Genomic DNA, 12,445 nt, shown 5'->3' on the forward strand with positions numbered 1-12,445 from the left:
GCAGAGGACTAGACCTCAACAATTATTCTGATATGTCTGTTAAGACAGAGACCAATTTCGTTTTGAAGCGACCTCTAGCGCTTGCGCATAGAGCAAAAAACGAGAATTGGTCTCGGGCTTTCTGAAGAACTCAGAAAACTGAACAACTAAGCCTTAAGTGTTTTCACACCAGACTGGGTGCCTAGCAATAGAACATTTGCTGGGCGAGATGCGAATAGGCCGTTTGTGACCACGCCAACGATTTCGTTGATTTGGCTTTCCAATTTCACTGGGTCAACGATCTGCATGTTGTACACGTCTAGGATATGGTTGCCGTTATCCGTTACCACGCCTTCACGGTACACTGGGTCACCGCCAAGTTTCACTAATTCACGTGCCACGTAGCTGCGTGCCATCGGGATCACTTCCACAGGTAGTGGGAAATCGCCTAGCACTTTCACCAGTTTAGACTCGTCTGCGATACAAACGAATTCTTCCGAACAAGCTGCCACGATCTTCTCGCGTGTTAGCGCCGCGCCGCCGCCTTTGATTAGGTGAAGGTGGTCGTTCGACTCGTCAGCACCGTCCACATACACACGGATTGAGCTCACAGAGTTTAGGTCATACACAGGAATGCCGTGACCTTTTAGGCGATCAGCAGAGGCTTCAGAGCTCGCTACTGTACCGTCGAATAGATGTTTGTGTTTGGCCAATTCATCAATGAACATGTTCGCTGTTGAACCGGTACCTACGCCGACAATGGTGTCTTCTTCAAGTAGCGGAAGGATATATTCCACCGCGGCTTCAGCGACTGCTTGTTTTAATTCGTCTTGCGTCATGCTGGGTAAACCTGTGACTGTGATTGTGTGTTAGAAAGTTGCCCTTAAGGGTGGGCACATTATAGTCAGTTACCCCATGTTTTGTTACCCCTCTAGGACGAAGTTGCCGAGTTCTGGCAAAAAGCCGTCAAATCCCGCCCAAGGCTTTGCTCCTAATGGGTGGAAAGAGTATATTGCGTGTTCGTTTTTAGCAGAGTTACTAGTTGAGTTACCCCCGCAAACGCCGATTCTAGGCGTGCTTTGGAGAGAAAGCAGGAATGTATATGCCTCACACGATCATCAAAAAAATTCTACAGGCGCCGGTGTACGACGTGGCTGTAGAAACGCCCGTTTCCCGTGCCACACAATTGTCTGAACGCACTGGCAACGACATTATTTTGAAGCGAGAAGACCTACAGCCAGTGTTCTCGTTTAAGATTCGTGGCGCATACAACAAGATTATTCAGCTTTCTGAAGAAGACCGCGCCAAGGGCGTGATTGCTGCGTCAGCGGGTAACCACGCGCAAGGTGTTGCGCTAGCGGCGAAAAAGCTTGGCATCAAGGCCACTATCGTTATGCCTGCAACCACGCCAGACGTAAAAGTGAACGCGGTTCGTGCCCGTGGTGCGGAAGTAGTATTAGCTGGTGATGCGTTTGATGCCGCCTTTGCTAAATCCCAAGAAATCATGCAGCAAACTGGTCAGGTTTACGTTCACCCATTTGATGATATCGACACCATCGCCGGTCAAGGCACCATCGGTATGGAGCTATTGCGCCAAATCGAAGGCGATATCGATGCGGTATTTATCCCTGTGGGTGGCGGTGGCTTGATCGCTGGTGTGTCTGCTTACATCAAGTACCTACGTCCAGAAATCAAGGTGATTGGTGTCGAGCCGATTGATGCGGCCTGTCTGAAGATTGCGTTAGACACTGGCAAGCCAACCCGTCTATCAACAGTGGGTATCTTCGCGGAAGGTGTGGCGGTGGCGGAAATCGGTAAAAACACCTTTGAAATCGCCAAAGACTGCGTTGATGAAGTCATCACTGTCAGCACCGATGAAATGTGCGCCGCGATCAAAGACATCTACGATGACACGCGTTCGATCACAGAGCCAGCCGGTGCCTGTGCCCTAGCGGGTCTGAAGAAATACATCGAGCGTGAAGGCGCGAAGGGCCAACGTCTGGTTGCCATCAACTCGGGTGCGAACGTCAACTTCGACCGTCTGCGCCACGTTTCCGAACGTGCGGAATTAGGTGAGAAGCGCGAAGCCATCATCGCGGTGCGCATCCCTGAAGCCCCAGGCAGCTTTAAAGACTTCTGTCAGGCATTGGTTGGCCGTTCAATCACAGAATTTAACTACCGTTACAGCGATGAAAAAGAAGCGGTGATCTTCGTCGGTGTGGCGCTCGGTGGTAGCCCACACAGCCGTGAAGAACTGCTGCACGATCTAAAAGATTACGAAATCGTCGACCTAACCGATGATGAAACGGCCAAGGTGCACGTACGTCATATGATCGGTGGTCACTTGCGCAGTGAAAAAGGCGAGTTGCTGTACAGCTTTGAATTCCCAGAGCGTCCAGGTGCTTTGCTGAAATTCCTTAATACCTTGGGCGGCCAATGGAATATTTCCATGTTCCACTACCGTAACCACGGTGATGCCTACGGTCGTGTGTTGGTGGGCCTACAAGCGGTCGGCGAAGAGACCGATGTGACGCGCTACCTAGACGAACTAGGCTACCCTTACCAAGACGAAAATGATAACCCAGCGTGTAAGCTGTTCTTTCGCTAAATAGTCGAAAATCGGTTATCATAGCGCCAACTTCAAATGACATGACGACCCTCTGGTGAGTAAGTCATTGACTGAATAGGCTTGGTAAAATACGCCGAGTGATCACAGCACCGCCTGAACGGGCATCCCTGCCCGCGACAGGTGTAACGCCCATCCATGGGCTTAATGCTTGTGATCATTCGGCTTCTTTATCAATACCCTTTGAAAGTTGATGACATGACCTTGTCGGAGGGTTGTGTGATTTTACAAATGGGTTTCTTGTGAATATTCAAACGCTTCTTAATCAACGTATTCAAGCGGCTATGGTCGCATCGGGTGCGGCGGACGATGCTCCGGCTCTAGTTCGTCAATCTGCAAAAGTTCAATTTGGTGACTACCAAGCCAATGGCATCATGGGGGCGGCGAAGAAAATCGGCACCAATCCTCGTGAGTTCGCAACCAAGGTGTTGGAACAATTGGACCTTTCCGATGTGGCGGATAAAGTCGAAATCGCAGGCCCAGGCTTTATCAATATCTTCTTGAAAAACGAGTGGTTAGGCTTGACGGTTGCGGACCTTCGTAACAGCGAACGTTTAGATGTTGCCACCGTAAATGACCCGCAAACCGTGGTAGTGGATTACTCAGGCCCTAACCTAGCCAAAGAAATGCACGTGGGTCACCTACGTTCAACGGTTATCGGTGATGCGGTCGTTCGTACCCTTGAGTTCCTTGGCCACAACGTTGTGCGTCAGAACCACGTGGGCGACTGGGGTACTCAGTTCGGTATGTTGTTGGCGTACATGGAGCGTTTGCGCGAACAGAACTCTGAAGTGAGCATGGCCCTGTCGGATCTTGAGACCTTCTACCGCGAAGCGAAAATCTGCTTCGACGAAGACGAAGCCTTCTCAGTACGTGCCCGTGAGCTTGTAGTGTCACTACAGTCTGGCGATGAGCAGTGCTTGAAGCTTTGGAACGAGTTTATCGAAGTATCGCTACAGCACTGTGAAGAAACCTACCAGATGCTAGGTGTTTCTCTGTCTCGTAAAGATGTGAAGCCAGAAAGTGCTTACAACGACGATCTGCCAAAAGTGATCTCTGATCTGGACGCACAAGGCTTGATCAAAGAAGACCAAGGTGCGAAGTGTGTCTTCCTAGAAGAATTCGCTAACAAAGATGGTGAGATCACGCCAATCATCGTACAGAAGACGGGCGGTGGTTTCCTTTACGCAACCACTGACTTGGCGGCGCTGCGTTACCGTCAAGGTACGCTAAACGCGGATCGTGTGCTGTACTTCGTGGATGCGCGTCAATCGTTGCACTTCCAGCAAATCTTCACGCTGTCTCGCAAAGCAAACTTTGTGAAGCCTGAAACCAGCTTAGAGCATATGCCGTTCGGTACGGTCATGGGCAGCGATGGTAAGCCATTTAAGACCCGTTCTGGTGGCGTGGCGAAGCTTTCGGCATTGCTTGAAGAAGCGCAAGAACGTGCCTTCCAATTGGTCGCGTCAAAGAACCCAGACATGCCAGAAGACCAGCAGCGTAACATCGGCCGTGTGGTCGGTATTGCGTCGGTGAAATACGCGGACTTGTCTAAGAACCGTACCTCTGACTACGTGTTCAACTGGGACAACATGCTAAGCTTTGAAGGCAACACAGCGCCTTACTTGTTGTACGCTTACTCGCGTGTCGCGAGTATCGTGCGCCGTTCAGAAATGGACGTATCTGCGTTGAATGCTTCAATCACTGTTGTAGAAGATCAAGAACGCGCCTTGGCTGTGAAGCTTTGCCAATTCGAAGAAGCGATCCAGCAGGTAATCAACGACGGTATGCCACACTTCTTATGTGCTTACTTGTACGAGCTTGCAGGTATCTTTATGAGCTTCTACGAAGCCTGCCCAATCTTGAACGCAGAAGACGCGGTCAAAGAAAGCCGTCTACAACTTGCTCTAAGCACCGCTTCTACTTTGAAGCAAGGTCTAGAGCTACTAGGTATCGAAACCCTAGAACGTATGTAAGCCAAGCGCTTAAAGACAGTAAAAAGCCCGAACATGGCGACATGTTCGGGCTTTTTTGTCTCTATTATTCCGAGATCATAATTGGCGTTAGGTTGTAGTGTACTGCAGCTTTTGCCAAGCGACCGTCTTGCTTGATGTCGGTGACAAACTGATCGACACGTTGTAACCAAGCCTGATCGCCTTTGGCCACCGCATAGGCGTATTCAAACTGCTCGGTTTTACCCGGCGGTGCGATCAGCTTGGCCCAGTCGTAGACGTTGACCATCTTTTGGCCGTACGGGTAGTCGGTGATAAACACATCGGCACGACCAGAGAGCACTTCGCCTTCACGCTCATTCGGACGCTGTACCGTGGTAATGGTGGCGTGTTTTAGGCTTTTGCGCATGGCGTTTTCCATATAGGTGCCTTTTTGTACACAGACAATCACGCCGTCTTGGTCCATATCGCTCCAGCTGCTAATTAAAGGGTGCTGCTTTGTCGTCACCGCGTACATATTGCTGGCTAGGTAAGATTGGGTGAAGTCGATACGCTGACGGCGCGCTTCGGTATTACCCACACCAAACATGGCCACATCGCAGGCTTTCGAGTCCAAGTCATCCATAAAACGGCCAAAGTGAGTTTTGACGTAATTGACTTTTACGCCTAAGTCATCGGCGAGGGCATGGCTCAGATCAATATCGATGCCTTCGAGCTGCTGGGTGCGCGGACTCATATAGGTAATCGAGAAGTAATCGGGCCAGATGCAGACATTCAGTTCACCACGCTCTTTGATGGCCGCCAAAGTCGGGCTCTCTTGTGCCATGACTTGTCCTGCTAATAGTACAAAAAAGCCGAGAAATACAGTGCTTGCTTTGGTTCTTAACGACATACGTCAACACCTCAGGTCAATTTAAACGATAAGCTACGCTTATTATGCTGAGTTATGAATTTGATGAACTGATCTAGGTTAACAACATTGCTAAAACGACTATCTAATTTTATCCAACCCCAAACGGTGATTGTGGCCAGCACAGTCATTGTTCTATTGGTGATGGCGATCAGTTTGCAGAGTTTGCTCGGTCGTGGTCATGAGCGCGCTTTGGCAGAGCAGTCGTTAACCAGCTCGACCTTGGCCTATACCCTAGAAGACTCAGTGATTCGCTCGACGCAAGCGGCGATCGGTGCCTTGGAAACTCTCGCGGCGAATGTACTCTATCGTCCCCCGCATACTCTGGACACCCTGAAGGATCGTTTATTACGTGGCTTGCCACAGCTGCGTAATGTGGATTTTGTACCGCTTGCAAAAGCAACGGAATGTACACAACGTGTCTCGAATATGGACACCTTGTTTTTGCCACCGCACCAAGGCCGTTTTTGGGGTGATCCGATCAATATGCCGGAGCTTAGCTACTGGCCAATCTGTGTTCCCTACCGTCTACAGGGCGAAATCGTGGGCTATGTGATTGGCTCAGTTAACTTGAACTACTACAAAAGTTTGTTTCAATCCCTTTCTAGCAGTGGCCGTGAGGCCTCTTTGTACCTGTTTACTGGCGAAGTTATTTTGGGAGATACCGGGCCTTTAACCGAGCAACGTCGCGATAAAATTATGGCGCGTTCTTGGGGCGAGGCCCGTGGTCGTGATGACAAAGGGGAGTACCTCGACAGTTATCGGGCGACCTCATTTTACCCATTAGTGATTTCATTACGTTCCTATGATCATGATGCGCTGGCGGATTGGCAGAATGATGCTCAAGTGGTGAGTACCATCTTCTCTATTCTGGCTCTAGTGCTAGTGTCTATGTTGGTTATGTATTTGGTCTTGAAGCATAAACGCGATAAGGTGCAGGGCGACAACCATTTACTTAGTATGGCGATTCGTAGCGCCGCCAACGCTATCTTTATCACCGACCCGAAAGGCCACATCGAATGGGTCAATGAAGCCTTTACCCATCTCACCGGCTATAGCCAAAAGGAAGTGCATGGCCGGACGCCGCGGATACTGAATTCTGGTGTGCATGATCGTCCTTTCTTTGAAGGCCTATGGCGTTCTATCTGTCAGGGTGACAGCTGGCGTAATGAGCTAGTCAACCGCCATAAAAATGGTCACCTAATTACCGTTGAGCAAACCATCACGCCGATCCTCGATAATAAAGGGCGAGTGTCTTATTTTATTGCTGTGCACGAAGATATCACGGTGCGTAAAGAAGCCGAGCAGCAAGTATTGTATATGGCACAGCACGATGATCTGACGGGGCTAGCTAACCGTCGTTACTTTGAACAGTGTCTTGAGGAGTGTGTCTCCAATCGCCAGTATGGCTCGATTGTCTTGATGTTTATCGACTTGGACCGCTTTAAAGAAATCAACGATACCCTAGGCCATGATGCCGGTGATGTGCTGCTGAAACGGGTGGCGAAAAAGCTACGCAGTTTGATGCCAGAAGAAGCCTTATTGTCGCGCCTTGGCGGCGATGAATTTGCCTTGTTTATTCACCCATCCATGAAAGAAGCACAGGTCCATCATCTGGCGCAAAGCATCGTCAATACCTTGGCAAAGCCATTTGAATACAAGGAAACCTCCTTCTCTGTCAGTTGTAGTATCGGGGTGGCGATGCACGATATTGCACAGATCGATGCCTCATCCTTACTGCGCCAAGCGGATTTGGCCATGTATCGTGCCAAGCATTCCGGTAAGAACACCTATCGTTTCTTTGATGAATCGATGGATGAAAGTATGCAGCATCGGGTGGCTATCCAACGTTATTTAGAACAAGCGTTAAACGATCCAGAGCAGTTAATGTTGTATTACCAACCGCAAATCGATGCTAAGCGTGGCGCTGTCTGTGGTGTGGAAGTTTTGATTCGTTGGCAGCGCCAAGGGGAGTGGATTTCTCCTGCTGAGTTTATTCCGATTGCCGAGGATAGCGGCCAAATTATTGAGCTGGGGCGCTGGATCATTAATACGGCGTTACAGCAGCTGGCGGACTGGCGTGCCCGTCAGATACAGGTTGGAACGCTGTCGATTAATTTATCTGCCGTGCAGCTGTCTAACTCTGATGTGGCGTTAGAACTGATTGAGGCCATGCAACGCTACCAGATTCCTAGTCACGCGCTAGCGGTGGAGTTTACGGAAACCACCTTGATGGTGAGCTCTGCGCAGCTAGTGCGGAACCTGAATCTGTTGCGTCACCATGATATCGCCATTGCCATCGATGACTTTGGTACCGGTTATTGTTCTTTGAGTTATCTGCGTGAATTGGAAGCCAACTATCTGAAAATCGACCAATCCTTTATTCGCGGCATTGGTACCAATGAGTCTGATGAATGCATTGTGTCCGCGACCATCGCCATGGCCAAAGGCCTGCATATGGAAGTGGTGGCCGAAGGGGTCGAAACCGAAAATCAGGTATCCTACTTAACCAGCTTGGGGTGTGAATACCTGCAAGGTTACGGCTTTGCCAAGCCGATGCCGGCAGCGAGCTTGGAAAGCTGGTTGGTGCATACAAAAACGCCTTCTAAAGAGAAGGCGTTGCAGGAGTAACTGAGTTTACATATTCGGGTACAATGGCCCGCCACCGCCCTCAGGTACATACCAGCGGATATTCTGGGTAGGGTCTTTAATATCGCAGGTTTTACAATGTAGGCAATTAGCTGCATTAATTTGTAAGGCCGGCTCGCCGTTTTGTTCAAGCACTTCATACACCCCAGCGGGGCAGTAGCGTTGGGCAGGCTCTGCGTACAGTGGGATATTCACTGTGTTTGGAACTGTCTTATCTTTCAGCTGCAGGTGACAAGGCTGCTCTTCTTCATGGGAGGTATTGGAGATAAACACAGAAGACAGCTTGTCGAACGACAGCTTACCATCGGGTTTAGGGTATTCGATTGGCTGACAGGTTTGCGCATGCTGCAGCACCTCATGATCGGCTTTCGTGTCATGCAAGGTGAATGGCAAACGACCTGCAAAGATATTTTGCTCAATCGTATTGAAAGCACCACCTAGTAGGGTGCCAAACTTATGTAGGGCTGGACCAAAGTTACGTGAGCGGAATAATTCATCATACAGCCAAGAGTGTTTAAATAACTCGTTATACGTGGTAGCGCTAGTGTCTTGTGCGGCAATAGCGTTGACCACGGCCTCTGCCGCCAGCAAGCCTGACTTCATCGCCGTATGGACGCCTTTAATACGGGAAAAGTTCAGTGTTCCCGCATCACAGCCAATCAGAAGACCACCAGGGAAGGTCATTTCCGGCAGGCAGTTAAAACCACCTTTGGCAATGGCGCGGGCACCGTAAGACACTCGGCTGCCACCTTCTAAATATTGTGCTAGTAACGGATGGTGCTTTAAGCGTTGAAACTCATCAAATGGGCTAATCCAAGGGTTAGAGTAATTTAAATCGACGATCAATCCGACAACGACTTGCTGATTCTCTGTGTGATAGAGAAAGAAACCACCGCTGGTGCCGTCTGTCAACGGCCAGCCACTTCCATGGACCACTAATCCTGGCTGGTGCTTATCTGGCTCAATATTCCACAGTTCTTTAAGACCAAGGGCGTAATGCTGCGGATCTTTGCCAGCAGCTAAGTCATAGTGCTGAATCAGTTCTTTGCCAAGGTGGCCACGACATCCCTCGGCAAATAGGGTGAATTTAGCTTCCAGTGCCATGTTGGGCACATAGCTGTCTTTTTCCCGTCCGTTAGCATCAAGCCCCATGGCACCCGTCAGAATGCCCTTCACACGATTGTTGTCGTCATACAGTAGTTCGGCGGCGGCAAAGCCTGGGAAGATTTCTACGCCTAGCGCTTCGGCACGTTCTGCTAACCAGCGGCTTAGATTACCAGTGGAGGCGATATAGCAACCATGATTGTGCATGGTTTTTGGCGCGGCCCAATTGGGAATGGTGACGGCGCTTTGATCGTCTTTCAGTAATACGATCTGGTCTTGCTCTGCTTTGGTATGAAGCGGTGCGCCTAGGTCTTGCCAATTAGGAAACAGCTCATTCAAAGACTTGGGGTCGATGATCGCCCCAGAAAGAATATGGGCACCGACTTCGGCGCCTTTTTCGACGACACAAACATTGAGCGAGTCATCGAGTTGTTTGATTTTACAGGCAGCTGATAATCCTGCTGGGCCTGCGCCCACGATCAGAACATCAAACTCCATTACTTCATAATCCATCTATCCCTCCTTAAAAAGAAAGCGCACGGTGGTGCGCTTTGCTTTTTAGATGACCAAGTAGCGCTAACATTAACTGCGGTTACGGCTTCGCGCTGCCCAAGAAATCGACTGCGGCTATGCCTTGGCCTTCAGGGCGTACCAATACCGGATTGATTTCCGCCTCGGCAATATTTGGAGTAGCCACTATGGTGTCGCCAAACTGTACTGCCGCTTTGACTAAGGCATCGATATCCGCCCGTGGACTACCGCGGAAGCCTTCAAGCTGTTGCCAAAGTTTCAGTTTCTGTAAGGCATTGCGTACTTGAGATTCCGTGACGGGCAGAGCCAAGTAAGTCACATCACGGTACAGTTCAATGGCGACCCCACCGGAGCCGATTGACAGCACAGGACCAAAGTCGGTATTGGTCAGGGCTGACAGCACCACTTCAACGCCATCGGTGATCATCTCCTGTACCAGTACTGGCATATCTGGTTTTTGGGTAATGGCGCGGAAGCTGGCCGCATGCTGCGCCACTTCTTCGGCAGAACTGACGCGCAGCTTCACTAAGCCCAACTCGGTCTTATGTTCCGCCTCAGATGGTAAGGCTTTGACCACTAATGGCCAGTTCATATCTTGGCAGACGTCTACCGCACTCTCAGTGGCTGTTAAAATGCGCCACTTAGCGGCTGGTACACCACATGTATCCAAATAAGACATGGTGTCTTCCCAGGTGACAGGTGTCGATAATGTTTGCTGTGGTGCTTTTCGAGGCGCGATGTCGATACCTTGGTAGCGTTGGCGGGCGTAGCACCAGCCTAAGGCTTGCATGGCGAACCCAGGGTCTTCGGCAAGATAAATACCCGCGTCATAAAACTCTTTTTTGGTCTCAGCGCTGACTTGCTCCATGGAGAAACTGATAATGATCGGTAGTCCCGTTTGTTTGGCCGCGTCTTTGAAGTCCTGAGCGTTGTACGCTAGATCAGACAAGCCACTTGATGCAAATTGAATAATGATGGCTTCGGTGCGTGGGTCGGCACTGATCGCGGCGAGCGAGTCGCGGAACATATTGGGATTAGAACGAATTTGCCCAGTGAGATCGACTGGATTGGCTTTACGAGCAAAGGCCGGCAGGATGCCTTCTAGTTGCTCAGCTGTGTGCTGATTAAAGACCGCCATATTGAGGTCATACTCTTCACAATGGTCGGCTAATAGGGCGCCTGCCCCACCAGAGGAACTCAACACCACGACACCGCTTTTCTCATCATCGGACAAGCGTGGATTGGGCAGTACGGATAGGACTTCCAGTGCCGACATCGCCTCGGCTAACGTGTTGACCAAGACAACACCCGCTTGCTCCAAGACATCTTTGTAAATCGCATGAGGTGAAGCAATTTTGCCCGTGTGCGAAGCAGTGGCTTCTTGGCCAAAGGTGGAACGGCCAGCCTTGAGAGCCACCACTTGAATACCACGATTGCGGGCACGTGCCGCTAGCTCGACTAAGCGGCCAGCATTGCTAAGACCCTCTAGGTAGAGGAACACCACCTTGACGTCATCTTGTTCAATCACCCATGTCAGAACATCTAAGGCATCGACACAGGTTTCATTACCCACCGCAACGATATACGAAGAACCTAGGCCTTTGCGTTGAAGGTAGCTGCCCATAGCGCCTGCTAGAGCACCACTTTGACTGATGATGGCAATATTAGAATGCTCAGGCGGTGCCATGTTAAAAGCGGCTGAACCAAAGCTTAAAATAGCCTTCTCTTTGATTGACCAAGCGCCATTACAGTTGGGACCGATGACCGCCACGCCGGATTCCTCGGCAGCACGTTTTAGCGCTAACGCCAGCTCCTTGCCTTCATCGATCTCTTCAAAGCCCGAACTAAAGACAATCGCAGCTTTGATCCCTTTTGCGCCACAGTCACGAATGATTTCTGGGACGGTTTCAGAGGGGGTAATGACTAACGCTACATCTGGCGTTTCGGGCAGATCCGCTACGCTTGGGTAGGCTTTAAATCCTTCCACACTGTCATTCGATGGGGTGACAGGGAACACTTTGCCCTGATAACCATGTTTCAAAAGCACCTTTACTATGCGGTTTCGTGGTGAGCCCTCTTTGGGTGATGCGCCTATGATGGCAACACTTTTGGGGCGGAACAGTTTATCTAGGGCTGGTATTAACAGTTCTGTTTCCATAGCAGTTTTACTTCCCATTTTATTTTTCTCGTAGATAACCGCCTAAACGCACTTGCCGTGCCAACCTTAAATCCTTTGGCCGCCAAGCAAGGTAAGACAAGTGATTACCAGCGTTCCCTTATATTGGCATAAAGAGTGCGTCGATGGTGTCACGGAAAACCATGTTGACGCTGCGTAATGCCTAGTTACGCAGACACGGTAAGGGGGAGCAGATGTCTAGACCAGAGATTTACGATGCAGTGCCGCAATTCGGCAGAATACGAGATGAGGTGTTGTACAAGGATATTTGGCAGCAACCTGAGCTGACGGCACGGGATCGAAGCTTGGTGACCTGTGCCATTCTCGCGGCATTGGGCAAGCAGGCCGAGCTGGAGCATCACATGCAGAAAGCCATTGAAAACGGTGTCACCGCAGACGAATTACGTGGTTTGGTGGTGCAAACCGCTTTTTATGCTGGCTGGCCAGCGGGCGTGAACACCGCCAAAGCGGGCATGCATATTTTTACTGAACAACAATAATAGCGAAGAGGGAGTGAA

The 12,445-nt window shown here is 50.2% G+C and carries 8 protein-coding genes; 4 read left to right on the plus strand and 4 right to left on the minus strand.

Going from position 1 to position 12,445, the window contains the following annotated elements:
- Positions 1–146: 146 nt before the first annotated feature.
- Positions 147–818 carry a ribose-5-phosphate isomerase RpiA gene (rpiA, locus tag ACOSVP_RS13880; protein ID WP_487348087.1) on the minus strand — a complete coding sequence of 224 codons (672 nt, stop codon included), beginning with the start codon at positions 816–818 and terminating at the stop codon, positions 147–149.
- 263 nt (positions 819–1,081) lie between these two features.
- Between rpiA and ilvA the strand changes: the two genes are divergently transcribed.
- Positions 1,082–2,587 carry a threonine ammonia-lyase, biosynthetic gene (ilvA, locus tag ACOSVP_RS13885; RefSeq protein WP_487348088.1) on the plus strand — a complete coding sequence of 502 codons (1,506 nt, stop codon included), beginning with the start codon at positions 1,082–1,084 and terminating at the stop codon, positions 2,585–2,587.
- A gap of 260 nt (positions 2,588–2,847) precedes the next feature.
- Positions 2,848–4,581, plus strand: coding sequence for an arginine--tRNA ligase (gene argS / locus ACOSVP_RS13890; RefSeq protein WP_487348089.1), 1,734 nt, complete (start codon positions 2,848–2,850; stop codon positions 4,579–4,581).
- Between the two features lie 64 nt (positions 4,582–4,645).
- Here the strand turns inward: argS and ACOSVP_RS13895 are convergent, their stop codons facing one another.
- Positions 4,646–5,449 carry a substrate-binding periplasmic protein gene (locus tag ACOSVP_RS13895; protein ID WP_487348090.1) on the minus strand — a complete coding sequence of 268 codons (804 nt, stop codon included), beginning with the start codon at positions 5,447–5,449 and terminating at the stop codon, positions 4,646–4,648.
- An 87-nt stretch (positions 5,450–5,536) separates the two neighbouring features.
- Between ACOSVP_RS13895 and ACOSVP_RS13900 the strand changes: the two genes are divergently transcribed.
- The gene (locus ACOSVP_RS13900; protein WP_487348091.1) at positions 5,537–8,098 is read left to right on the plus strand and encodes a putative bifunctional diguanylate cyclase/phosphodiesterase; all 2,562 of its coding nucleotides are present in this window, start codon (positions 5,537–5,539) and stop codon (positions 8,096–8,098) included.
- A 6-nt stretch (positions 8,099–8,104) separates the two neighbouring features.
- On the opposite strand, the gene ACOSVP_RS13905 is transcribed toward ACOSVP_RS13900, so the two are convergent.
- Together ACOSVP_RS13905 and ACOSVP_RS13910 are read right to left on the minus strand one after the other, a co-directional pair.
- On the minus strand, positions 8,105–9,733 hold the full coding sequence (locus tag ACOSVP_RS13905) for an electron transfer flavoprotein-ubiquinone oxidoreductase (protein WP_487348092.1): 1,629 nt from the start codon (positions 9,731–9,733) through the stop codon (positions 8,105–8,107).
- Between the two features lie 79 nt (positions 9,734–9,812).
- On the minus strand, positions 9,813–11,927 hold the full coding sequence (locus tag ACOSVP_RS13910) for an acetate--CoA ligase family protein (RefSeq protein WP_487348093.1): 2,115 nt from the start codon (positions 11,925–11,927) through the stop codon (positions 9,813–9,815).
- Between the two features lie 194 nt (positions 11,928–12,121).
- On the opposite strand from ACOSVP_RS13910, the gene ACOSVP_RS13915 reads away from it, so the two are divergent.
- Positions 12,122–12,427, plus strand: a complete 306-nt coding sequence (locus tag ACOSVP_RS13915; RefSeq protein WP_487348094.1) for a carboxymuconolactone decarboxylase family protein — start codon at positions 12,122–12,124, stop codon at positions 12,425–12,427.
- Positions 12,428–12,445 lie beyond the last annotated feature (18 nt).

Source organism: Marinomonas sp. HM11-D, assembly GCF_057626615.1.